The 24,643-nt window shown below is 39.7% G+C and carries 25 protein-coding genes and 1 tRNA gene; 16 read left to right on the forward strand and 10 right to left on the reverse strand.

Annotation, left to right across the window (positions count from 1 at the left end):
- Positions 1-34: 34 nt before the first annotated feature.
- Positions 35-1,243 (forward strand): LL-diaminopimelate aminotransferase, encoded by a 1,209-nt coding sequence (locus NMG86_RS02020; protein WP_026796899.1) that lies wholly within the window; start codon positions 35-37, stop codon positions 1,241-1,243.
- 496 nt (positions 1,244-1,739) lie between these two features.
- The gene (locus NMG86_RS02025) at positions 1,740-2,663 is read left to right on the forward strand and encodes an NF038130 family PEP-CTERM protein (protein WP_026796900.1); all 924 of its coding nucleotides are present in this window, start codon (positions 1,740-1,742) and stop codon (positions 2,661-2,663) included.
- A 92-nt stretch (positions 2,664-2,755) separates the two neighbouring features.
- Here NMG86_RS02025 and NMG86_RS02030 read toward each other — a convergent pair whose 3' ends face one another.
- The 6 genes from NMG86_RS02030 to NMG86_RS02055 form a co-directional block, all read right to left on the reverse strand.
- Positions 2,756-4,198: an energy transducer TonB gene (locus NMG86_RS02030; RefSeq protein ID WP_026796901.1), complete on the reverse strand. Its 1,443-nt coding sequence runs from the start codon at positions 4,196-4,198 to the stop codon at positions 2,756-2,758.
- Between the two features lie 110 nt (positions 4,199-4,308).
- On the reverse strand, positions 4,309-4,497 hold the full coding sequence (locus NMG86_RS02035) for an SAM-dependent methyltransferase (RefSeq protein ID WP_144018186.1): 189 nt from the start codon (positions 4,495-4,497) through the stop codon (positions 4,309-4,311).
- A 174-nt stretch (positions 4,498-4,671) separates the two neighbouring features.
- The gene (locus NMG86_RS02040) at positions 4,672-4,914 is read right to left on the reverse strand and encodes a hypothetical protein (protein ID WP_026796902.1); all 243 of its coding nucleotides are present in this window, start codon (positions 4,912-4,914) and stop codon (positions 4,672-4,674) included.
- A gap of 58 nt (positions 4,915-4,972) precedes the next feature.
- A complete protein-coding gene (locus NMG86_RS02045; RefSeq protein WP_081694511.1) occupies positions 4,973-5,188 on the reverse strand; it encodes a CAB/ELIP/HLIP family chlorophyll-binding protein in 216 nt (71 codons plus the stop codon).
- A gap of 276 nt (positions 5,189-5,464) precedes the next feature.
- The gene (locus tag NMG86_RS02050) at positions 5,465-6,592 is read right to left on the reverse strand and encodes a GlcNAc-transferase family protein (RefSeq protein WP_026796904.1); all 1,128 of its coding nucleotides are present in this window, start codon (positions 6,590-6,592) and stop codon (positions 5,465-5,467) included.
- A gap of 80 nt (positions 6,593-6,672) precedes the next feature.
- The gene (locus NMG86_RS02055; protein ID WP_026796905.1) at positions 6,673-7,305 is read right to left on the reverse strand and encodes a VWA domain-containing protein; all 633 of its coding nucleotides are present in this window, start codon (positions 7,303-7,305) and stop codon (positions 6,673-6,675) included.
- Positions 7,306-7,484: 179 nt separating this feature from the next.
- On the opposite strand from NMG86_RS02055, the gene NMG86_RS02060 reads away from it, so the two are divergent.
- From NMG86_RS02060 to NMG86_RS02070, 3 genes are all read left to right on the forward strand, one after another.
- On the forward strand, positions 7,485-8,132 hold the full coding sequence (locus NMG86_RS02060; protein WP_144018187.1) for a DUF8738 domain-containing protein: 648 nt from the start codon (positions 7,485-7,487) through the stop codon (positions 8,130-8,132).
- A gap of 69 nt (positions 8,133-8,201) precedes the next feature.
- Positions 8,202-8,570 carry a hypothetical protein gene (locus NMG86_RS02065; RefSeq protein ID WP_026796906.1) on the forward strand — a complete coding sequence of 123 codons (369 nt, stop codon included), beginning with the start codon at positions 8,202-8,204 and terminating at the stop codon, positions 8,568-8,570.
- Positions 8,571-8,702: 132 nt separating this feature from the next.
- Positions 8,703-10,346: a DNA methyltransferase gene (locus NMG86_RS02070; RefSeq protein ID WP_026796907.1), complete on the forward strand. Its 1,644-nt coding sequence runs from the start codon at positions 8,703-8,705 to the stop codon at positions 10,344-10,346.
- An 18-nt stretch (positions 10,347-10,364) separates the two neighbouring features.
- Here the strand turns inward: NMG86_RS02070 and NMG86_RS02075 are convergent, their stop codons facing one another.
- On the reverse strand, positions 10,365-11,567 hold the full coding sequence (locus NMG86_RS02075) for an RNA-guided endonuclease InsQ/TnpB family protein (protein WP_026788460.1): 1,203 nt from the start codon (positions 11,565-11,567) through the stop codon (positions 10,365-10,367).
- A gap of 198 nt (positions 11,568-11,765) precedes the next feature.
- On the reverse strand, positions 11,766-12,650 hold the full coding sequence (locus tag NMG86_RS02080) for a fasciclin domain-containing protein (RefSeq protein ID WP_052338607.1): 885 nt from the start codon (positions 12,648-12,650) through the stop codon (positions 11,766-11,768).
- A gap of 179 nt (positions 12,651-12,829) precedes the next feature.
- Here NMG86_RS02080 and NMG86_RS02085 point away from each other — a divergent pair, with 179 nt between their 5' ends.
- The gene (locus NMG86_RS02085; RefSeq protein ID WP_167331284.1) at positions 12,830-13,006 is read left to right on the forward strand and encodes a hypothetical protein; all 177 of its coding nucleotides are present in this window, start codon (positions 12,830-12,832) and stop codon (positions 13,004-13,006) included.
- A 101-nt stretch (positions 13,007-13,107) separates the two neighbouring features.
- A complete protein-coding gene (locus NMG86_RS02090) occupies positions 13,108-14,454 on the forward strand; it encodes a peptidoglycan-binding domain-containing protein (protein ID WP_043938895.1) in 1,347 nt (448 codons plus the stop codon).
- A gap of 122 nt (positions 14,455-14,576) precedes the next feature.
- On the opposite strand, the gene NMG86_RS02095 is transcribed toward NMG86_RS02090, so the two are convergent.
- Together NMG86_RS02095 and sigC are read right to left on the reverse strand one after the other, a co-directional pair.
- Positions 14,577-15,107, reverse strand: a complete 531-nt coding sequence (locus NMG86_RS02095; protein WP_026788461.1) for a ferric uptake regulation protein — start codon at positions 15,105-15,107, stop codon at positions 14,577-14,579.
- A 154-nt stretch (positions 15,108-15,261) separates the two neighbouring features.
- Positions 15,262-16,515, reverse strand: coding sequence for an RNA polymerase sigma factor SigC (gene sigC / locus NMG86_RS02100; protein ID WP_026788462.1), 1,254 nt, complete (start codon positions 16,513-16,515; stop codon positions 15,262-15,264).
- A 514-nt stretch (positions 16,516-17,029) separates the two neighbouring features.
- Between sigC and psbZ the strand changes: the two genes are divergently transcribed.
- The 9 genes from psbZ to NMG86_RS02145 all read left to right on the forward strand — a co-directional run bounded on the left by psbZ (position 17,030) and on the right by NMG86_RS02145 (position 24,473).
- Positions 17,030-17,221, forward strand: a complete 192-nt coding sequence (gene psbZ, locus NMG86_RS02105; protein WP_026788463.1) for a photosystem II reaction center protein PsbZ — start codon at positions 17,030-17,032, stop codon at positions 17,219-17,221.
- A 134-nt stretch (positions 17,222-17,355) separates the two neighbouring features.
- Positions 17,356-17,931 carry a 6,7-dimethyl-8-ribityllumazine synthase gene (ribH, locus tag NMG86_RS02110; RefSeq protein WP_081694431.1) on the forward strand — a complete coding sequence of 192 codons (576 nt, stop codon included), beginning with the start codon at positions 17,356-17,358 and terminating at the stop codon, positions 17,929-17,931.
- A gap of 80 nt (positions 17,932-18,011) precedes the next feature.
- Positions 18,012-18,083 (forward strand) — tRNA-Gly (locus tag NMG86_RS02115).
- A 238-nt stretch (positions 18,084-18,321) separates the two neighbouring features.
- Positions 18,322-19,587 (forward strand): IS701 family transposase, encoded by a 1,266-nt coding sequence (locus tag NMG86_RS02120; protein WP_026796362.1) that lies wholly within the window; start codon positions 18,322-18,324, stop codon positions 19,585-19,587.
- A 135-nt stretch (positions 19,588-19,722) separates the two neighbouring features.
- A complete protein-coding gene (locus NMG86_RS02125; protein ID WP_026796908.1) occupies positions 19,723-21,900 on the forward strand; it encodes a dynamin family protein in 2,178 nt (725 codons plus the stop codon).
- Between the two features lie 19 nt (positions 21,901-21,919).
- Positions 21,920-22,897 (forward strand): hypothetical protein, encoded by a 978-nt coding sequence (locus tag NMG86_RS02130; protein WP_026794934.1) that lies wholly within the window; start codon positions 21,920-21,922, stop codon positions 22,895-22,897.
- A 44-nt stretch (positions 22,898-22,941) separates the two neighbouring features.
- Positions 22,942-23,928 (forward strand): hypothetical protein, encoded by a 987-nt coding sequence (locus tag NMG86_RS02135; protein WP_026794933.1) that lies wholly within the window; start codon positions 22,942-22,944, stop codon positions 23,926-23,928.
- Positions 23,929-24,033: 105 nt separating this feature from the next.
- Positions 24,034-24,252, forward strand: coding sequence for a type II toxin-antitoxin system HicA family toxin (locus NMG86_RS02140; protein WP_026788467.1), 219 nt, complete (start codon positions 24,034-24,036; stop codon positions 24,250-24,252).
- On the forward strand, positions 24,249-24,473 hold the full coding sequence (locus tag NMG86_RS02145) for a type II toxin-antitoxin system HicB family antitoxin (RefSeq protein ID WP_026794932.1): 225 nt from the start codon (positions 24,249-24,251) through the stop codon (positions 24,471-24,473). Before NMG86_RS02140 ends, NMG86_RS02145 begins: the two co-directional genes overlap by 4 nt.
- Positions 24,474-24,643 lie beyond the last annotated feature (170 nt).

Raw genomic sequence — 24,643 nt, forward strand, 5'->3', positions numbered from 1 at the left:
AGGAACTTTAACCCCCTTTTTTTTGTAATTGATTATGAAATTTGCTAATCGTTTAGACCTACTACGCTCTAATGTTTTTGCTGATATGGATCGAGCCAAATCCAAAGCAATATTGGCAGGACAAGACTTAATTGATTTATCCCTGGGTTCTTCAGATTTACCAGTTTCTGATCATATTATTCAACCGATCCAAGAATCTTTATCCGATCCAAGTACCCATGGTTATCTATTATTTCGCAATACTCAGGAGTTTCGAGAAACCGTAGCCCAGTGGTATAGCAATCGTTATGGTATTACCCTTGATCCCGAAACCGAGGTTTTACAATTAATTGGTTCCCAGGAAGGAACGGCCCATCTTCCCCTGGCCATTCTCAATCCAGGTGATTTTGCCCTACTCCAAGATCCGGGTTATCCCTCCCATCTGGGCGGGGTCTATTTAGCCGGAGGTCAAATGTATCCGATGCCCTTAGTCACGGAAAATGACTTTTTACCTCTGTTTGAGGATATTCCCGAAACCGTATTAAAACAATCTCGGATGATGGTCTTGAGTTATCCCCATAATCCCACCTCCGCCACGGCTCCTTTATCCTTTTTCCAGAAGGCTGTTACATTTTGCCAAAACCATGATTTAGTGTTAGTTCACGATTTCCCCTATATGGATTTTGTCTTTCCCCAGGGAGAACAAACCATTGCCGAATTAGCCCCATCTATTTTACAAGCCGATCCCAATAAAACCGTTTCCATTGAGTTCTTTACTTTTTCTAAGTCCTATAATATGGGGGGCTTTCGGGTGGGGTTTGCGATTGGCAATGCAGAATTAATTTTGGCTTTGCGCCGGATTAAAGCAGTGGTTGATTTTAACCAATATCAAGGAATTTTGAATGGAGCGATCGCAGCTTTAACCGGGCCACAGGATCATATTGCCCAGAATATGGAGGTTTTCGCAGGGCGGCGGGATACCTTTATTGACCGAATGCAGACTATTGGCTGGAATATCCCAAAACCCGAAGCGACCCTCTATATTTGGGCAAAACTCCCTGAGCCCTGGTCAGAGGATTCTATGGGTTTCTGTCAACAACTGGTGGAAAAAACTGGAGTCGCCGCCTCTCCGGGGGTAGGATTTGGCAAATCCGGTGAAGGATATGTCCGATTCGCCTTAGTTCATCCCCCAGACATCTTAGCAACAGCAGTAGACCGGATTGGGGAGTTTCTGCAAACCTCTCGACCCGACCTTAACCCTTGATGGGTTTGAGTTTCTGCCTCTTTTCTTCCCATCCCTAGCTCTGGCAATATGACCTAGAACCAGGGTTTTTTTCAGTAAATTTACGGATATTCAGGAGCCTTAAACCGATTTAAAATCCCAACTCCGTAAATTTACTGATGTTTAGTAATAGCATTTAAGCAGGAATTAAAGCTTTACCTTAGCTTTACAAAAAAACCGATAAATTCATCAAAATTTTATAGACATTTACCCAGAATTGAATATAATAACAATAGATAAAGTCAAGAACCCCAAAGCCAACTGGCTCGAAGCGTTCACCAGACTAACTGTTAAACTAGGGTGCTAAAGTTCCTCCGTTCAAGTGGAGCTTTAATATATTAAAAAAAACACACTCAAAGATCATCGTCTGAAGTGACATGAATCACAAACCAATCTATCCCAATCGGTTTTAATCAGATTCAGCATCACTAATAGACAAAAATTCTAAGAAAACCTTCTACTTTCTGGAGACAAGATTATGGCAACTTCATTAAAAAAACTCTTAATCGGCACTTCCGTCGCAGTTGGAATGAGCGCAGTTGGAATAACCCCCGCTTTAGCCGGAAGTTTGACCAATGCGACTATCGGTGGAACCGCCTCAACTGATTATTTAATCTATGGTAAAGAGGGAAATAAAACCGTTGTAATTCCGAACAGCGTTGCTAACCTACAATCGGTTTTAGATGGCAATGCAGTTAGTCCCACAGGCAACGTTGAGTTAGCGGCAAGCAGCGAAAAAGACGGGTTTGTTTTCACCAAAAATACTAGCTTAACAGGGGATATTGGAGGCAAATCTCTGACCCTGAGCAGCTTGACAGCATCGGACTGGGCTACCACTGTGAGCGGTGGGTTAACCTTAGCTCAAAAGTGGTTCGGTGATGCCTTGACAGCGAATGGTTATGGTGCTTTGTTGACGGCTAACACTACTTTGTCTAATAATGCGTATAGTTTAGCTTGGAACGCCTTTAACATAGGAGGTGGACTACAACGCTTCAGCGACCCAAACATCTCTTATGTGAATCAAGATGACAGCACGGGCGATATTAAAATTGGGTTAGCCGGCCACCTCGATGCCACCCCACTACTATTTAAAGGTTTAAATGACGCTCAGAAAACTAACTTAAATCGCTTCCGCGCCCCCAGCAAAGCCGGAACCCCCATACAAGCCAGTGAAGTTGTAAAATATACCTATAACGGGACAACTAACTATCTTTACAACTTCTTTGCTACAGCTTCTAAGTTAACAGCCGCAGACGATGGAAAGTCTCATAACGGTAATTATGAAGTGGGATTCGACGGCGTAGCACCTGCCCCAGTCCCCGAACCCTCTACCATCTTAGGACTGATGGCCATTGGTGGTTTGTTCGGTGCAGCCAAACGTAACGCCAACAAAAAAGCCTAATTTCGGTTTTCGGTAAGTTAATCGGAGAAGTAAAAAAGGAGAGGAAGCAAATTCCTCTCTTTTTTTGTCCATTTGCCTTAAATTCCACTTTCTCAGTTAGATTTGGGCTGAGGGTCTTGGGTTTCCGAAGGTGGAGGAGTTGACCCGGTAGACTCCGGGGGTTTTTGTTCAACGGGATTAGTCGGTAGTTTTTGGGTTTCTGAACTCGGAGGGGAGGGCTGTGCTGGGGGTGGAGCAGCTGTTGCTGGAGGATTAGGAGATTTGGGAGTCTGGTTATCAACGGTTCTGCAATTCTCCTGAGCGTTAAACTGAAATTGAATTTGATAGGCCTTGGGTGAATTACTCGGGTCAAAGGTCATTTCTCGAACCGCGGCAATCGCAGCATTATCGAGAACCGGATAACCCGTCGCTAATAACGGTTCTGGCCCTCGTAAAATTTCTCCCCCTGTCCCAGCAACTACTCCAATTAAAGCCTTCCCGGTTAACTGTTGTTCACAAGCCGCCGCCGGATATAAACGGTTGGCGACCATCGGAGACGCAGTTTCTAAATTGGGATAGTCCGTTAGTAAACTATTCACCCAGTTTAAATAAGCCCCTCCTCCTTGTAACATCGCTGTTTGTTGCTCATTGACAACACCTTCAGGAGTTTCGGGTTGTTGGGCTGGTTGTTGGGCTGGTTGTTGGGCTGGTTGTTGGGCTGGTTGTTGGGCTTTAGCCCCTCCTCCCTCTTGCAAACCCTGTTGAAGTCCCGCCAAAATTGAACCTTTAGGATCTTTTGATTGAACATCGGGATTATTTTCAGGAGGTTTGGTATTGGCCGGAGGATTCGGATTATTGTTTGGATTGAAAATTGAGGGGCTGCAATTGCCATTATTAAACATCGGTGGACAATCGACGTCCTGACCCAATTCTCGGATTAACTGTTGTCGCAGGGCTAATTCATCCCTAGGAGGCAAATTCCCCGGTGGTTTGGCTTGTCCGGGAACTTCAGCCGGGGGAACATTGGAATTACCGAAGCCTAAAGGTGGGCCAGGAATAAAGGATAAAGACGGACTAGAGTTAGGCAAAAATCCAATAGAACCGGAATTCAGGTTATTGGAATTAGACCCCTGGGAAACAACCGGAGGTAAACGATAGGTTGGTAAACCTGGGGAATTACTCGGTGGCGGTAGGGGAATATTCGTCGGCCATACGGGGAGGGATGCCCCCGGCATGAAGTCTGACGGTGCGGGGGGAGGAATAATATTATCTATGGTCGGGACTGGAAGAATAGATAAAGAGGGAGAGAGAGAATTTAAGGGAGTGAAGGAGAGTTTAGAGGGGGCGGCTGGATAAACACCACTAATTTGTTCGGGGGAAAGTTCCACCACTTGAACTGTGGGAGGGAGTTTAATTGATTGGGAATAGAAACTAATATATTGAATATTGGCCGCAAATAACCCATGCACCCCTAAAGATGCCAACACACACAGGACAACGGGCTGGCGAAAGGTGGAGGGGACAAATTCAGCAAAGGATGTTGTCGAAGCCGTCATAATAAATTTTGATTTTAAATAGGAATGACTCAGGGTTGAGTTTTGACAATCCGACTCGCACAATAGGATCAACGTAAATGGGGGCGAGTGCTTAACCCATTATAAATCACTTAATTGGGTAGCGTCGCCCGTTCCATTATATAAGCCTGTTCTAGCAAATTATACGGTTTTAAGACTTCCCAAACTTGCTGATAAACAGAACTAAATTTGATCAACACCACAACATCCGCCCGGTGCAGGGTTATTTTTCGGTCAGCGACGGAATATCCAAACTCGCCACCGCCACCAAGGGAGAACAAATTTCACCAGATGGCCTGCACTATAACTTGAGGACGGAATTTTTGCAAGGTTTGTGCCAGATAATTGAAGGTATTATAAAAACTCACATCCCCTTCACAAAAAAAGCCCCGGAAAATATAACTTCCAGGACTTAATAAATATGATTAAATAGGGAACACAAAAGCGTTAATAATTTAAGCAATATTACTAAAAATTATTGCTCCTAAAGCCCCGGCAACACCTACAGCAATCAATAAGTTTGTGAAGAAACGACCTGATTCTTGATTAAAGCCTAGCGCCTTATCCTCTTGACCTGCGGTGAAAAACAATGACCAGGCTTGGTTGGCATTAATCACTTCAGAGGGAGTATTAAAACTAGGTCTAAATACAACAGGGCCTAGTAAGTAGTAATTAGGAAAGTTAAAGTCAGTTTTCATTGCAATTCTCCAAAATAATAGAAATTAATCAGTACAAAATATCTTGACAATATTGTCTTTATAGACTTGTTAGCCAGCCAATCAATCCATGTCCAGTTAGGACTTCCATGGCCAATGCCGAAATAAATCCAATCATTGCTAACCGACCATTCAGTTTTTCGGCGTATTCGCTGAAGCCAAACTGCTGGGCATCATCGACATACATTTTGGGCTCAATGGCATATACATTAGCCCGTCCACCATCTTCAATGATTTGTCCGCGAGTTGTTATCATCTTGAATCCTTGTTTGGCTTTATGTAAATTAATATAACAAAATGTAAACAATTGTGTCAATAGTCTTGACAAAAAAAATTTTTACTCCCAGCAGCCCCTGAATCATGTCTATCAGGATGGGGTCGCCAAACATCCATTGCTGAACGGTTAACCTATATATAGGATAGAAAGCCGTAACTTGGTGGAAAGCCACTAAGTAGGTGGTCATAATTAATTCGGGTGGCTGAAGATTTAAGTGATTTACAAAGAAGAGAATATCTCCCTCCTCGTCAGGAACTAATTGGGCGTATAAACTAAAAATTTAGTTGGAATTCCTTTAGCAGCTGTTTCCGATATTTCCTGGGTTTGGAAATTTACCCCACAAAAGTTTTGATAGTCTTCGATAGTTCTAATATTTCCCAAATCGTAAATTTCTAAACTTTCTGCTTCTAATGGATTAATTCTTAATATTTTTTTAACTCTTTCTCTGGATTTTTGTTCTAATTTAAACCATTCAGAATCCACATCCCAATGTTTTTTCGCATTGGTGCGAGTATAATAGTGATAAATGGTAATTTGATAGGGATAAAAAATATCCCATCCTTTTGTCCAAGCCCTAGTTGAAAGGGTAATTTCTTCCCCTCTAAAATAGAGAAAAGGATCATAGGGAACTTCTAAATAAAATTGTCGGGGGGCGAAAATAAATCCTCCGGCTAAAAACATTCCTAACTGGGGTTCAGAATAGGAAGCTAGACTCTCTCCGGCGACAAAACTTAAAATCCCATGTTCATCAAAATGATGGGCGGTTAAACGGGTACTGGGATATCCTGGGGGAATTTCATCGGGGGGAATATAGGGGGGAGTATAGGCAGAAAGAATGGGTTTGGAGCTAGGACATTGGGCGAGTTGTTTCAATAATAAACTATCCCAACCTTCAACAAATCTATGGTGACTATCTAATTGTAAGATAAAATCTTCATCATGAAGTAAGCGTTGACCCATCGATCTTGCCCAACAGACACCCAGGGATTTTCTGGCATCTATTTCAATCATTTTACAGGGAAATTCCTGCATTTTTCCGGTAATATTTTCATCCTCTCCGGGGATAAATTGCCAAACAATACCAAAGGTAATTTTTTCGGGGCGATGGGCTTTTTTTAAAGCATCTTTTAAGGTAGGAATTAGTTCGGAATCTCGATAGGCGGCTAGATGTAAAAATATTTTGGGGGCGGTAAAATTAAGTTTACGTATTGGGATAGGTTGAGTTTCTGAAGCCGGAGGAGTCTCCGGTGCAAAAGTCCGAGCCATTTCTAGGATTTTTAAGGCAACGGTTGCCCGTTCTGATGGGGGCAATTTTTCATCAATTAAAATAGAATCTAAGGTTTTAATTGATTGAGATACTAATTTTTTTGAGGAAGATTCCATTATAATTACTAACCTTTAAAAATCATAAAATTATCAGGATAATACAGCCGAGGCATCCTGCCAACCCAATTTACCCAATTCTAATCAACAATGGCTTTGAGCAACACATCGGTTAAACTCATAGAATCTAAATCCGATAGGGTAATGGTATTACAAATATCAAATTTAGCTCCTTGACTTTGTAAATTATGATCTAAACCCTGAAAAAAGGTAGTTACATCAGCATTAGAACCCACTTGAATTAGTTCAATAGCTAATTCTTCATCTCGGCTTAATTGATTGGCTGCATCAATAATAATTTGTCTAAGAGCGGTGGGATTTTCAATTTCTCCCGAAGTCACAATAATAATAGTTTCACCATTGGCTTTAGTTTGTTCCGTTGCCCGTCGTCCAAAATAGTGATCGGTGGCATCTTTTAATACCGGAGATAAACGATTTTTCCCCGAGGGTTGATGATGTTGAAAAAGATAAATAATTCGGTCAGAGGTGACATTTTCATAGCGCTTAAATTGATCGGAAAATAAATATAAGGTGATGCCGTCAAGATCAAATTGTTCACAGTAACTAGCGATGGCTAAAATCGACTCTTGAATTAAATCCCAGCGACTTTTGCCTTTAGATTTTTCAATAGTCGCCATACTTTGACTACTATCAATAATTAAAGTATAATCGCGATCGCGTAAGACCGATCCCCCTTCTAACAAAATGTCCATCTGGATTGACTCCTAAATTTTTGATTCTATTCTTAAACTATCAGGTCTGGTGATCGTTGTACTTCCTAGATTGGGAATCGGGGATGGGTATGTTAGGATACGGCGGTTGCCTGAAACAAATTTTCAGCAATCTGGGTCATCTTTGCCATCAATTATTCTATATTTGTGGATGCTTCCTCATGAAATCCAGCCACTCCAACAGTCGCCAAAAAGCGACCTCCAAGGTGAACAAGAAGCAGCCCCGCCCGTTTGTATTGGCGTTGATGTTGACTGGGGTTTTAGCTTTAAAATCTGACTCAACCTTGTTGAAATCTGCCTTAGTTCACAGCAAAGCGGTACTCTCGGACTCGATTACCGTAACCCAAAAGCCTAGTCCGATGGAAAACCAACGGTTATGGGAAATGCCGCAAAAATCGACTGCTGTTTCTTCGATTACCCCGACCTATCGGGTGCTAACTAATCCCTTATTTAAACATCAAGGACAGTCAACCAAAACCATTCCGGTTATCTATGCAAAAAATCCTTTAAATCCTGAATGGGCAGTTAATATCGCGAATGCGGCTAAAGTTTTACCTCCGACCGTAGACAAAAAAATTCGGGAAACCGTCGCCCAGGAATCGGGAGTGATGACTAAAGATATTAAAATTGTAGAAGCCCGTCAACAAACTTGGCCAGATACCTGTTTAGGACTGGCTAAAACCGATGAAATCTGCGGTCAAATGTTAGTTCAAGGGTGGCGGGTGGTGGTTTCCGATGGCAGCCAAACCTGGGTTTATCGCACGGATAATCAGGGGAGAATGATTCGTTTAGAATCTCAAGCTGATTAGTTAAATCTCCCGTCCTCGCTCTTAGAGGCGGTATTTCAGGATATTAATAACTTATATTAGATATCAAATATGACTGATCTTAGTGGAAACTGGCTAGGAACCTATTGGCAACAGGGAGTTCCTACTCGTTTTGAAGTAACATTTATTCAGAGCGGAAATTCCTTAGCCGGGAATATTTTAGATGAGGGTTATTTGGGAGAAGCTCAAATTAGTGGGGCTGTGATGGGTCGAGGGGTGAGTTTTACCAAACAATATTTAACGACTTCTCCCGATACAGTTAGTTATACGGGGACGGTATCTGAGGATGAAAATTATATTCAGGGACAATGGCAAATTAGTCGGTTGTCGTCGGGAACTTGGGAAGCCCATCGTCAAGGAGATAATTTATCCTTAGAATTTAATAACATCATAGTTAAAAAGGTTCCAGTTTTTTCTTAAGCGATTAATTCTGTATCAACCCTAAGCCGTTTATGTCATATAATATATGATATTCTTGGTTTGGATTATTTTAATTAATCGTCAATAGAAAGTTTATCGAAAAAATAGTTATAAATCAAGGAATCAAAAAACATGGTTAATCAATTATTCTATGGTGATAATTTAGAAGTTCTGCGGAAATATATTAAGGATGAATCTGTAGATTTATGTTATATTGATCCGCCGTTTAATTCTAAACGTAATTATAATCAAATTTATAATAATTTAGGCAAAGAAGATCAAGCCCAAGCTCAAGCATTTATTGATACTTGGACTTGGGATGATCAGGCAAATCAAGGTTTAGAGGATATTTTTAATAATTATCAAGGTCATTTTACCCAACAAAGTATTGATTTAATTGCCGGATTAATAAAAGTTCTGGGTAAGGGTAGTCTTTTGGCTTATTTAGTTAGTATGACTTTGAGAATTGTAGAAATTCATCGTGTTTTAAAACCAACGGGGAGTTTTTATCTTCATTGTGATCCTACATCTAGCCACTATTTAAAATTAGTATTAGATGCGGTTTTTTGTTCTCAAGGTGGTGATTTTTTAAATGAAATTATTTGGAAACGTACATCAGGTCATAGTGACTCTAGTAAATATGGCCGTGTTCATGATGTTATTTTCTACTATTGCAAAAGTTCAAAAGTGATCTGGAATCAAATTTATCAAAAATATGACCAAAATTATACTGATAAATACTATAGATATCAAGATCCCAATGGTAGAAAATGGATGTCTGGTGATTTAGGTGCTGCTGGTTTAGCTGGTGGTGGTTATCAATATGAATGGAACGGAGTGACAAAACTGTGGAGATGTCCAAAAACCACAATGGAAAAACTTGATGCGGAAGGTAAAATTTATTATACTAAAAATCGTGTTGCTAGAATTAAAAGATATTTAGATGAAAGTGAAGGATTGCCTGTACAAGATGCTTGGAATGATATAGAAGCTTTGCGTTCTTGGCATAAAGAACTATTAGGTTATCCAACTCAAAAACCTGAAGCGTTATTAGAAAGAATTATTCAAGCTAGTAGTAATCAAGGTGATGTTGTTTTAGATGCTTATTGTGGCTGTGGAACAACAGTTGCAGTATCGCAACGTTTAGAGCGTCAATGGATAGGAATTGATATTACTTATCAAAGTATTAGTTTAATTTTAAAACGGTTAGAAGATGCTTTTGGTCAAGGAGTATTAGAACAAATTCAACTCAATGGTATTCCTAAAGATATGAAATCTGCGATCGCCTTAGCCAATAAAAAAGACGATCGCACTCGCAAGGAATTTGAAAAATGGGCGGTTTTAACTTATAGTAATAATCGGGCAGTGATTAATCCCAAAAAAGGCGCGGATAAAGGTATTGATGGTATTGCCTATTTTAGAAGTGAACAGGATGAGCCGGAAAAAATTATTTTACAAGTGAAATCAGGTAATATTAAATCAGGAGATATTAGGGATTTACAAGGAACATTAACCCTAGAAAAAGCAGCAATGGGAATTTTTATTACCTTAAAAGAACCCACAAAAGAGATGATTAAAACCGCTAAATCCGCCGGAATTTATCAAAATAAATATATGAGTCAAAGCTATGATATTATCTCAATTGTGACGATTCAAGAAATAATTGAAGATCAAAAAAGGTTATCAATTCCGTTAGGATATGAAGTCTTAAAATCCGCCGAAAAACAAAAAGAAGTCAAAGCAACCCAGTTAAAATTAGATATCGATTTTGATTAGTGAACTACCTACACCGCCCTAATCGGGTCGGTGTAGGATCAGCGAATTCACAGACCGATGCCCTTTCACCTTGCGGTTATCCGGTCTTACACAGCCTCCATCGGCAAAAACGGGGTTCCCTCCGCCTTCAGTTAATATCCTGATTCCTTCTGTTCTGATGTTAAGCGCAGCGTTTTCGTCACGATCATGGTGAGTATGGCAATTTGGACAATCCCATTCTCTGATATCCAGAGATAACTCATCTAGGACATGACCACAACAGGAACAAGTTTTGGAACTAGGAAAAAAGCGATCAATTTCTACAAGTTCACCACTTTTTTGCTTTAACTTGTAATCAATAAAGTTGACGAATTTTCCCCATCCCACATCAGATATTGCTTTTGATAGCTTCCGGTTTTTAACCATCCCCTTGACGTTGAGGTTTTCAACGACAATCACTTGATTTTCGTTCACCAATTTTCTTGAGAGTTTATGCAAGAAATCTTGGCGGGAATTGGCTATTTTCTCATGAACCTTAGCTACAGTTTTTCTAAACTCCTCTCTCGATTTACTTCCTTTAGTTTTTCGAGAGAGTTTTTTCTGTTTTCGGGCTAGATTTTTCTGGTGACGATATAGATGTTTAGGGTTAGCATATTTAGTTACATTTTCTCCATTATGAGCAATTGCGAAATCTTTTAACCCTAGATCAATCCCAGTAATTTTATTTCCCGACTGTTTAACGTCAATTTCTTCCACTTCGCATAAGATGGAAGTAAAGTATTTATCAGTTGAAGTTTTGGAGATTGTTACCGTTTTAATTTTCCCCGTAATTTCTCGGTGAAATATTGCTTTAATTTCACCAATTTTAGGGATTTTTAGATGTTCACCGTTAACAGTAACACTTTGGGGATATTGAATTGATTGCTTGTGATGTTTGGATTTGAAATTAGGAAATTTAGCCCGTCCCTCAAAAAAGTTTTTGTAGGCTCTATCTAAGTTTATAGCTACACATTGAAGAACCGATGAGTAGCAATCTTCTTTGAGCCAAGGATATTCTTTCTTGAGTTGAGGAAGCATTCCCTTATAGGATGCTAATTTTAGGCTTTTGCCAGTTTCCTGATAGTGCTGAATACAGGCGTTTAAGGCAAAATTCCAATACCACCTTGCACAGCCAAATGACTTGGCTAATGCCAATTCCTGTTCTGATGTTGGATAGAGCCTGACCTTTGTTGCCTTCAGCACTTCAAATCACCTCCTTTTCAATTATATTAACACTTAAACAATCATAGTCCCTGACCGCAATTCACCCCACGCTGCCGAACCCGTGTCAGACGTGGGGCTTCGGCGCGAAGAAGCTAAAAAACCCGGTAACTTTGGCGAAACCGGGTTTTGAGATCATCTAAAAATAGATTAATCTCGAATTATATAACTCCTGAAATCCTATTGAGGGGCAGTAGTAGGTGTGGTAGTAGGAGATGTCGCTTCAGGGGATGTAGTAGTAGGAGATGTGGCTTCAGGAGATGTAGTAGTAGGAGATGTCGCTTCAGGAGATGTGGTAGTAGGAGATCCGACACCAGGAGGAAGAATCACAACCTTAATCACATGAATAACACCATTATTGGCATTAATATCAGGTTGAATTACTTCGGCTCCATTGACTGTAACTTTACCTTCAGCTACTTCTAAATTTACAGGATCTCCCTCAACCGTAGCGACTTCACCTGGTTTAATTTCAGCCGAGGCGACTTTATTGGCTAGAACATGATATTGGAGAATTTTAGCCAATTTTTCTTTATTTTCAGGCTTCATTAACTCCTCTAAAGTTCCCGCAGGTAAAGCGGCAAAGGCTTCATCGGTAGGTGCAAAAACGGTATAAGCACCTGGAGCAGAGAGGGTTTCAGTTAAACCAGCGGCTTCAACTGCTTTAGTAAAGGTACTAAAAGAGGGGTTAGCAGCAGCAATTTGAACAATACTTTCCGACTCGTTGGAAACTAAATTGGTTGTAGTATCAGTCTTTTCGGAAGCAACGGCCGGAGTCGTGGTAGCAGTGCTGGCGGTTGTGCCTGTGGCGGGAGAGGGAGACGCAGTGCTGGCAGTGGTTTCAGGGGTTGTTGCAGACCCAGTAGTTCCGGCAGCTTGTTCGGTGGTTGGTTGTCCAGGGGTGGTATTAGTGGCACTGGGTTGACCGCAAGCACCGAGGGCGGCTACACTGCTAACGGTTGCTAAAAGAATCAAGAATTTTTTGGTCATTTGGGCTTTATTGCTCATGGTTTGGCGATTTTGATTGTAAACGGCTACACAAATTGCTGATGTAATTCTAGGCATTGTAACATATCTTCACAAAAATACAAGCTTTGCGGGTAAGAATTCTTCAGATTGATTAAGAAACGTATCTAAACCTAAAGCTTAATTGCAATTTCGACTCAAACCCACAGGCTTTATGGCTCTAGGTGATAGGTTAAACCCATTCAAAACTATGGCGTCAATCCAACTTCCCCCAGATTATGAACCATAAAAACTCACAACGCGATCCTCTTGAGTCCGCCGTAACCGCAGCATTAGGCGCGGGTGTAGCCACTTCTTTTGCTGTTAGTCAAGGTCAAAGTCCTTGGGTGGCTTTAGGAATCACAGCTTTTGCAGTGATTGTAGCTTTAATTTGCGATCGCGCAGGTTGGGTTTAAATTTCACTTTGAAACCTGATCTACAATAGGGGAAACTAATCTTTCAAGACCTAATTTTTGGAAAGGTTAAAGTCTATTAATAATGTTTCCCCAAAAAAACCATGATTGAATCCTATGCGTTTTTGGCCTTAGCCTTAACCTATGAAGATCCTGTTTGTAATCAATTCTCAGGATTAAATCAGGTTAACTGGAAAAAACTTTCTAGTCAAACCTACCGCTACTTTCTGGCTTTAGCTGTAGCTGTTTCAGTTTTAACTGTTGCCCAAACCGCCCAAGCTGAGATCGCCAGAGGAGATTCGGGAAATCAAGTCAGGCAAGTTCAACAGCGCTTACAACAATTGGGCTATTTTAATGCCAATGCTACAGGTAATTTTGGCGGTCTAACTCAAGAAGCGGTGATTCGCTTTCAACGGGATGCGGGTTTATCAGCCGATGGGATTGTTGGCCCCAGAACCCTAGCGGCTTTGAACATCCGTGTTGGCCCCCTTGATACTGGCAATACTGGCAATAATCGGGATTTAATTGGCTTGGGAGAGGGAGATCGTGGCCCTGGGGTTTCGGATTTACAGAGGCGGTTACAAACCTTGGGTTATTTCAACCAACAACCTACAGGCAATTTTGGAAGTATAACCAAAAATGCCGTGATTCGACTGCAACGGGACTATAATATTCCGGCAACGGGTTTAGTCACGGAAGCTACCCTCGCCTTACTTAATAGCGGCCTTAATTCTGCTCAGGATGCTGTTTTCCCCGGTACAACTTTACAACAAGGCGATCGCGGGCCAGAGGTTGCAGCATTACAACAAAGGTTACAAACCCTAGGCTTTTATGATGGTTTAATTACCAGCTATTTTGGCCCCGAAACCGAAGCGGCGGTTAGACGGTTTCAACAATCTCAGGGAATCTCTGCTAACGGAGTTGTTGCATCAGCCACATTATTCGCTTTAAATCCCAATGTTCCTGGGATTCCCTATCAAATTCCCATTGCTCAACGTCCTCTGTCTCCGATTCAAAATCCTTTATCTATCATTTCTTTCGGAGATACAGGCCCGCAAGTAAGAAAAATTCAACGGCGTTTACGCGATTTAAACTATTATAATGGCCCGATTAATGGCTGTTTTGATACCGCAACTCAAGATGCCTTAATTTGGTTTCAAGAATCCCGGGGAGTCACAGTAACCGGGATTGCAGGCCCCACCACTCAAAACTCTTTATTTAATACTCGACCTGTTTCTGCAACCCCTAATCGCACCGTCGTATTTGTAGCAACAACTCCCCCTATTTCTGGTACAAGTAGCGTCCAACAGTTGCAGCAGCGATTAAGAATCCAAGGACTTTATAACGGCCCAATTAATGGAGTTTACGATGGTTTAACCCAACAAGCTGTTGCACAGGCCAAAGCAGTTTATGGCCATAATGCGGATACCGTTTTATTTGGTAGCCTTTAATTCAGTCATCAGTTAACAGTTATAGCAAGAGGCAATAGGGAATAGGCAATGGGCAATAGGTAAATACTTACTGTGAGCAGTGTAGAGACGTGCCATGGCACGTCTCTACAATTTATCTCTGATCATTGACACTCAATTTCGTCTATTTCAGAAGGCCCATCAGCGATCACCTTTGAACACGACCAATTAGTAGAAATCAAAGACGGCCAACCCATGCGTAAAGCCTCGTGGCAAATCGTATGAATAGTTAACTGACAATCTAATAAATGAAACCCCGATTTCTCCGCCTGCTTCATGCTGGTTTTAGAAATAGAATCATTTTTAAACTCAAGGGTTTTATTACACTGAACACAAACTAAATGATGATGGTGATGGGGATAGGGTTGATTAATCTCATAATGTTTATGGCCTTCAGCCAATTCCAATTCCCGTAAAATCCCCATCCGCGCCATTAATTTTAATGTGCGATAAATAGTCGATAAACTAATCGCTTCCCCTCGGCTTTTAAGTAAAGTATACAAATCCTCCGCACTCAGATGATTTCCTTTCGGCAAATTCTGAAAGACCTGTAAAATCGTTTCCCGTTGGGGCGTCAACCGCCAACCCTTATCATTAAGTTCGGATTTAAAAGAGACTGTTGTATATAAAGCCATACGCTCAATTGTTTTGTTTTCAATAAAGCTTGCATACTGACAATGATACACAAAAAATTTCTGGATTATCAAAAAAACAGTTATTGAAACTAAAACCTCCCGATAACTATAGTTATCGGGAGCTATGAAAGCCCATTCTATAAACGATTAAGGATTAACTCAAAGACTCCAAATAATCCCGAACCCGGTTACGCCGTTTAGGTTGACGCAGTTTTTGTAGAGCTTTAGCCTCAATTTGACGGACTCGCTCCCGGGATAATTCCAGTGCCCGACCAATTTCCGCCAGGGAATAGGGGTGTCCATCCCCCAAACCATAGCGCATCAAAATCACATCCCGTTCCCGACTACTTAAATCCGCTAAAAGGTTTTGTAAATCCTTATGCAAAGATTCACGCATCAGCATTTCTTCCGGTGTGACCTCCTCGGTTTCGAGTAAATCCCCTAATTCCGTATCTTTATCCGTTCCTACCTTCGTTTCCAAAGACACAGAACGGGGAACCCGAAGCAACACTTCTCGGACTTGAACCGGAGTCATTTCTAACTCATGGGCAATATCATCAATGGTGGCGGTACGACCTTTTTCCTGGGAAATTTTCCGTTGTGCTTTTTTAATTTTATTCAGTTTTTCGGTAATATGAACCGGAAGACGAATCGTGCGGCTTTGGGTAGCGATCGCCCGGGTAATCCCTTGACGAATCCACCAATAAGAATAGGTACTAAAACGATATCCCCGGGTCGGGTCAAACTTCTCCACCGCCCGTTCCAATCCTAAAGTTCCTTCTTGAATTAAATCTAGTAGTTCTAAACCTCGGTTCTGATATTTCTTTGCCACCGATACCACTAAACGCAAATTCGCTTTAATCATCCGGTCTTTGGACTGTATCCCTTCGGTTTGAATCTGATCCAATTCCTCAACGGTCAAACCCGCGATTTCTGCCCAACACCTTTTTCCTGTTGCTAACATCGGCTTGAGTTCGGCTACATCAACCCCAGCCGTTGTTGCCCATCGCTCTAAAGATGGGCGATGACCCAACTGAGCCGATAATTTATCCCGGGTTTTGATCAATCGCACATAAGTATTGATCAGTCCCTCATCCTGCTCGGCAGCATTGTCCCGTAAGTCAACTAACCTCAGATAACGCTGTACCTTTTGGGCTTCTGATACTTCTTCATCCCGCCCCAACAGACGCACCCGACCAATTTCTTGGAGATACAATCGAACTAAATCTGTTGTACGACGATTATTGTTGGGCTTCTGGAGTTTGACATCGCTGGTATTCTCTATCTCCAAATCAATTAAATCATCCAAATCAGGCTCAAGATCCTGATTCATTACCTCATCAGGCTCAGAATAGTCCTGAAAAGAGGGGTTTAAGTTGTTCTCGGCATCAATTTTAGTGGCTGGCATAGTTTCTATCTCAGTTGCTCCAGTAATCAGAGGCTGCACTTACGGGGGTTAGCTAACCAACGCGACACCCTTGATCGGGGGTGACGTAGGATTCAGCTTTTCCGTTCCGGTGATATTACTTATACTGCCCTACCATCCATGATTTTAGGCAAAGCCTGGAAAATGATTTAATGATGGCCATTTATAAACAGAGGGAGTAAAATCAGGTTAGGAATATTTGTTTTTTTATTAACCTCTTAGTTAGTATAAGAATAACTCCGGGATTTCACAGTGATTCTCATCAAACTCTTAATTAATTTTCGTCACTCCCCATAGGCGTCTGAGATCACCATAGGGCAATTTTAGATTTTTGTAACGAAAAATCAACAAAGTCCCACCTCCCCTGGACTAACCGTTTAACTTCTTCTCACGAGTGGCAATTTCTGGTAGTTTTAATAATTAAACCGCTAAACAGGATTCGGTGAGCCTGTCAGCAGTATTTTTACTTACTGCCAAGTCAAGTTGGGAAAAAACAATGTTAACAATTCTGTTTCAAGTTGTCCTTGCGGCACTGGTGATTTTATCCTTTTTACTGGTAGTAGGCGTTCCCTTTGCCTATGCCTCCCCCCAATACTGGAGCCAATCTAAGCCTTTGCTTTATGTGGGTTCCGGTCTTTGGTTCGTGTTAGTGATTTTAGTTGGTGTATTAAACTACCTAGTGGTTTAATTCAGAAGGGGAATTGAAAGTTAGACGGTTTGGGACAATTGCCCTAAGCGGTTTAACCTAAGATTCCCTAGCGATTTATTTCTTAAATTATATATTTGTTAACTTTTGTTAACAAAAAGGATCGGATAATAAAAATGGCAGTTTTTGAGGGAAATTTTACCCAGACAAACTCCTTAAGGTTTGCCATGGTGATTGGTCGGTTTAATGATTTGATCACAACCAAACTTTTAGAAGGATGTCAAGATTGTTTAAAACGACATGGGATTGATCCCGATCCCCAGGGAACACAAGTCGATTATGCTTGGGTTCCGGGTAGTTTTGAAATTCCATTAGTGGCTCATCAGTTGGCCCTAACCCGTCGCTATGATGCAATTATTTGTTTAGGGGCCGTAATTAAGGGACAAACACCCCATTTTGATTATGTCTCATCGGAAGTTTCCAAAGGCATCGCGGCTACGGCCTTTCAAACGGGTGTTCCAGTGATTTTCGGGGTTCTGACCACCGACACCATGCAGCAAGCCCTAGAACGAGCCGGAATCAAGGCTAATTACGGTTGGAACTATGCGATGGATGCGATTGAGATGGCGAATTTAATGCGTCAAATTAAGCAAAGTGCAGCAACAACGGTGGACTCTACGGCGGTTTTATCTGGGAGTGCTAGTCCAGCTTTAACTGGGGAACGGGTAAAACAGCATTCGGAAACCCTTTAATCTCTCAGGTTCTAAAAATTTTTGGAAAAGGGGTTGACAAATCTCAAGATTTTTGGAATCATAGAAAAGGTGAACGAGTTGCGGGTGTAGCTCAGTGGTAGAGCGCAACCTTGCCAAGGTTGATGTCGTGGGTTCGAATCCCATCACCCGCTTAGAAACTTTATAGTTGGCGCTTTAGTGCCATGACAAATCCTCAGATTGACCCCATCAGGTTAACTGAGGATTTTTTCATGACTGTTCAAAAAACCTGATTTTTTGTGTTCAGGGGTGTCAATAAACTCTACATAAGGTATCCGAGAAATCCGATTTCTAGTGGGACTTAAACAAAAATAAGGGAAGAAATAGATGATAATGATTATGTAGCAAGCACATAACATTCAAGAATAACGAATGAAAGAGACAACCCCGGCAGCGATGCCCCCCTGCTTTGACCGATGGTGTCAAAGATTTGACGATATATTTGGTCATCTTGCCCAAAAACGGGAATTTAGGAACTATTTAGGGGGATTATTGGGAGAAAGTGAGCGAAAAAACCTGTCGCAAATGGCGAATAACTCCGTAGGAGTAGCTTACCACCGATTACACCACTTTTTAACCGAAGCTCCCTGGTTAGCAATGAAACTGAATCAGCGTCGCCTGGAGGTGATGAATCAGTGTAAGCAAACCCAGATTAGTCGGGGATTTGCCCTAATTATTGATGATTCAGGACATCGAAAAAGCGGGAACTTTACTGATGGAGTGGGACGACAATACATCGGAGAAATCGGAAAAACCGACAATGGAATCGTAGCAGTAACGAGCCATCTATACGATGGCAAAAAAAGCCTACCATTAGATATAGAATTATATCAAAAAGCCGAGTCATTACCGTCAGGAAAAGCTGACCCGGAATTTAAAAAGAAACCGGAAATAGCATTAGAATTAATAGAAAGGAGCTTAGAGAGAGGATATCAACCGGGAATTGTGCTAACAGATGCCGGGTATGGAAATAACACAAATTTTTTACAAGAGTTAGAGAAAAAAAGATTAAAATATATAGGGGGAGTCGCCAAGAATCGAAAGGTAATCCTCAAAAAGGGGGAAGATAAAACAGAGGAAACTCGATTAGATAATTTAGCCAAATCGTTGCCCCAAGGAGCTTTTAGTGAAATTCAACTCCAACTAGAAAAACCCAGAACTGTGTGGGTAGCAACAAAAGAAATTGAATTATCAAAGTATGCAGGGAAGAAAGTAATAGCCATCGTCATGAATGCTGCCACTTTCGACCAAGCCAGTGATATTGATTATTTAATGACTAATGTTGAGGCATCAAAAGCCACAGGAGAATGGATAGTAACGACCTATTCACAAAGAAATTGGATAGAAGTTTTTTACAGGGAAGCTAAGGGTTGGTTGGGGCTGAAAGAATATCAAGTCCGAGATAAAAGAAGTCTAATCAGACATTGGATTTTGGTATTTTGTGCCTATACTTTTATTCTCTGGCATAGTTTAACTGGAGGGTTAAGACGTCGATGGGCTAACAAACCTTTAAACACATTTGCTGATGCCCTTGAAGCCTTCCGCACAGCGATTTCCTTTCGATTTGTGGAGTGGCTCCAGAATAATAGGGATGTATTTGCAGCCTACAAAGCAAGTTTAGGCTTGATTTGGGCTTGATTTTTGTTTAAGTCCCACTAGGTAAGTCATATAACTGACAGGTGTAAGAGAAAAACCTCTAATTTTTTCTGTAGCTAAGGTTGTCAAAAAATCAATAAACGGCTAAGGTTATAGAAAATAGCTGATAAAAAAAATATGGACAGAACAGCGAAAATTAATCAAATTATCGGTAAGCGGAAACCCCTCGCTCAGAAAATTGCTCAGGTAGAAACTAATCTCCGTAATCTCACGGATGAACTTTATCGGTTAGAAGAACATCGACATCAACTATTAAGTAAAATTGACGATCCGGCTACTCAAGAAAAGTTACAAAACCTTGACTTTTCCCAATTCCAAAATGACATTTCTGAAAATTTAGGGGCATTATATAAACTCAGAGAACGGTTTTCCAGAGATACTTTAAATATTGGTGTTGTAGGACGGATGAGACAAGGTAAAAGTCGTCTCTTACAAACTTTAAGCGGGTTAACGAATGATGAAATTCCTTCTCTACCTGGTGAGGCTTGTACCGCAGTTCGTAGTACCGTTTATCATCATGATGGTGAAACCTATGCTAGAGTAATATTCCATTCTCAACACTCATTTCTTAAAGAAGTTATTCATCCTTATTTTCACCACTTAAGATTAGGCGCATTACCTACAACTTTAGATGAATTTGCTCGACCGTTACAAAATTTGTTAACCGGGGCAACAAATCGAGAAATGATTGAGCATCTAAAAAAATATCATCAAGATTTGAGCAAATATCGTTCTTTACTTAGAGAAACTCCACAAGTTATCCATATCAGCAAAACAGAGATTCCTCAATATATTACGCAAAATCGAAGCGGTTACTTTCATCATTTAGCAGTTAAGGAAGTTAAAATTTATTCCTGTTTCAGAAATCCTGATGTTGGGAAAATTGCTTTAGTTGATGTTCCTGGTTTGGGAGATACTAAGTTAGGCGATGAAGAATTAATGCTACAAACAATTGGGCAAGAAGTTGACATTATTTTGTTTGTTCGTCGTCCTGATGGAATGGGAGATCAATGGCAAAAAAATGATACTGATTTATATGATAAAGCAAATCAGGTTGTTAAGGATTTACCTCAGCGAGCTTTTTTACTGATCAATCATATTAGCGATGATGTGCAACAATCAGATCTTTGCCTAACTTTTAAGGATAAGATAGAGAAAAAATCAGAACCCAGCCCTTTAAATAAATCAATGGAGTTTGTTCATTGTGAAATAGCTGATTGTTCTAGTTATGAAGAATCTAGCCAAGTTCTTGAAATGGTTTTAGACTATTTAACTAATAAAATTAACGAAATGGATGAAAAGTACACAGAAATTTACCAAGTTAGAATTAAGGAACTTCAGGTATCAATTCAGGTAGAGTTAGAAAAAGCCCTAAAATATTTTGGACAGGAAAGGATTGATTCATCTGTTTTATCTCGATTTCTACCCCTGTTTAATAAAGCCTATGATGAGATGACAACTGCATTAGACAAGCTACTTAAAGATTTAAGAAATAAACGAGAAAACGAAGATATTGCTTTTAAGAATAAGTTAGAAGAAGTTCTTAGTATTTGTAGAACTGATACAGGGCTACCCGATCTTGAACAAATTGAAAGTAAAAAAGCAGAGTTAGGAGGCTATCAGATTGCTTACCCTGATTACTTAAATAAAATTAGAGCTAATTTATCACAACATTTTTTAGGTTTAGATGAAGGGTTAAAACTTTCAATGAAAGAAGTTAAGGCTCAGGTTGGGGATATATTTGTTAAATATTTAGGCCAATTAACTGATGCAAGGCAAGAGAAGTTAATCGAAGTGATCGCTAATTTAATTCCTGAACAGTTGATTTATCAACAGCCGAGTAAAATTAAATTTGGGTTTCAAATGTTAGCTGAGTTTGAGCTATCTTACCGAGGGTTAGTACAGCACCGTATCCGTCAAAACTTAGATATCTTAACGCCGGATGAACTAACTGCGTTTCATCTTTCTGGTGAATCTTCAGCAAAACAAATTTTAGATATTTTAAGAGTAGCTCATGCTAAAGTAGTCTATAATTGTGAGGATACTTTAGAAGATATTTTATCAGAACCTAGTCAAGCTGCTTTTGCAATTGTTGAAGAATTTAGTGACCGAATTTTTCGCGCTGATGGAGTTAAAGACGAATGGCAAACTTTCCTTGAACAAAATAAGAGTTTAATTTGGCTGGAATTTCAACAAATTGAAGCCAACAGGAAGCTCCAAAAGGAATGGCTAGAGTTACTTGAAAAAGTCTCTCAATGCAATCAACCTCAACTCATACAATTTTTAAACCTATAGCTTAGGAGATTTAACTTAAATGTCACAGGAAATTAAAATAACAATGTTAGGAGCTAAAGGAGTCGGTAAGACTAGCTTATTAACAGCGATGTATGATCAGTTTGAAAATACTGTTGGTACAACTAATTTACAACTAATTCCTGATCTAAAAAGCTCTGCAAAATTACAAGAGAAATTAGGTCAGTTAAAAAGTTTATTAGATGACTTTGAAGCTACAGGAGGACTTCAAGGCGATAACGATTTTACTTCCTATACCTTTAACTTTGGGAAAAAAGGTTCTAAACCATCAATGAGTTTAAAATTTGAAGATTATAAGGGAGGATATTTAGGAGGAAAAAATATTTCTGATCAAAATAAAATTCAAGAAATCCTGAATAAATCTGGAATTTTGTTGATAGTAATTGATACACCAGCATTAATAGAAAAAAAAGGTCGATATCATGATCTAATTAATAGACCTCAACAAATTAAAGATTTTATTGCTAGAGCTTTTCAAGAGCTAAAAGAACCGCGCTTAATAATTTTTGTGCCAATTAAGTGTGAAACCTATCTTAAAAATGAACAGTCTAAAAAAGAGTTATTGCGCCGTGTTAGAGAGGGATATTCTACCTTACTGGGATTTTTAAATTCTGATCTTGTATATCCTTGGGTGGCTAGTGTTATTACTCCCGTTCAAACGGTAGGAACAGTGGTTTTTTCTGGCATTGATGTGATCCAAGAAGGGGGTAAAGAATATCCTCATTTTAAATTTCATAAAATTTGTCATGATGCACAATATAGCCCTAAAGATAGTGAACAGCCTTTTAGGTATATACTCCGATTTCTACTCAAGCTAGAAATATATAACCGTAATTACCATTGGGGCCCTTTTAGATTTATTCGAGCTTTTTTTAATTTGGATCAAGATCTTAAGCAAGCAGCGCAAAAAGTAGCTGAGAATTGCAAAAGTAATCCAAAAGATGGCTTTGTTGTTCTTCAAGGAGAAAAATACTTATAACTTCAAGGAGAAAAATACTTATAAACTTGGTTAAGGAGCTAAAGATGAAAATTTTTGTTGAGAGTGCTGGTAAATCTCCAGAACATGATTACAATTGGATTGATGAACAACTAAAAATTATTGAAAAGCCAAATATTATTAAAAGTTTTATTGGCTTGTTGCAACAAGATTCTCCTTCACTCCTAATAGGTCGAAAAGGGGAGGCATTCGTATTAATTGTGACGGGTATTTCTTCTGAAAGACGAGATTACCAAAATAGAATTATTCGTATTTCTGTTGCATGGATATTAAAAGATGATGATGATCATGTTAATGAGGCAAAAATTCGTAGTTTAGCTAGTAAAATTTTATTAAGTAAAATTTTCTTATCTGATACTGGTGAAATTAAACTGAAGGAGACTATAGAGAATTCTGTACCTGCTGGAGAAGAAAACGGTTTTGATGTAAAATTTGAATCTCTACGATCCCTTTTAGAAAAAGAGCCAGAGAATTGCTCACCTTCTAAATCATTAGACAAGAAATTAGAGATAAACTCTAAGGATACTATTAAACAATTAGCAGATGAGTTAAAAGAACGATCCTTACCTGAAGGAGATAGACCTTTAGTAGTAGTTACAGGAATTCAAAGTCGTGCTGATTTTAAAAAGGCAAAAGTTTGGCGAGGATTAGCAAATTTTGTTGATGAACGCGGAGGTCAAAAAGAAGAAGAAATTAACTTTCGAGAAAATATTCAAGGGTATAAACAAAGCGATGATAGACATTCAAAAGGAGGTAGAAAAGCAAATGAAGGATCTATTCAAAAAAGAATAGTTATATCTGTTTTAGCTATATTGTTTTGCGTCTCTTTAGCTTTGGGAATTTGGTTCTATATCCAATCCAACGATCAAAATCCAAATAATCAACAGCAAAACGACAATATAAACAGTTCAAATAAACCGATTCAGACTCTAATCATGGAACCCAATGCAGTGCAAAAAGAGTTAACCTCTCAAGAAAAAACTGAAGAATTAAAAGAAGAAAAGATTAATTAAAATTATCGACATCCCTACCTTTTTCCTCGAATATAATCAGTTAATCTCATGCAAACTTCCGCCAAAAACCGATTAAAATTATGCCTATTAAGCTAACCTAGAAAAATGCCAAAGAAAATTAGGGAATTAAAAAGCCTTCTTCTGAAAGCAGGTTTTACTGATGAACCGGGTAAAGGAAGCCATACAAAATGGTCACATTATCTTTTGTCAGGAAAAGTAATCTTATCAGGAAAGGATGGGAATGATGCCAAACCCTATCAAGAACGAGATGTTATAAATGCTTTAAATACACTTGCTAAAATCAAGGAGGATCAACAACGATGAAAAGCTCTTATACTATCATTATTCAATGGTCAGAAGAAGATCAGTGTTATGTGGTCAGCCTTCCTGAATGGGGAGAACATTGTCACACCCATGGGTATACCCATGAAGAAGCGTTAAAGAATGCACAAGAAGTTTTAGAACTACTGATAGAGTCGGCGTTGAAAAATGATGAGCCTTTACCCAAACCTCAACTTTTCGGAAAAACATTAGAGAGAGTGTGAAAATTCATTAAAATTATTGAAATTTTTGGCAATTTTAAATGAGAATCAACAAGCAAATAAGAGTGTGACAGTGCCGATCACTTGCTTGAACGAGGGGAAGTTGGGAACGAGGGAAGGATACTGGGAAGGATGGAGTTGAGTATAATAATTGGCAATAGCCAGTTTTGACT

Origin of the sequence: Planktothrix rubescens CCAP 1459/22, from assembly GCA_904830895.1 — a bacterium.
Taxonomy (GTDB): Bacteria; Cyanobacteriota; Cyanobacteriia; order Cyanobacteriales; family Microcoleaceae; genus Planktothrix; species Planktothrix agardhii.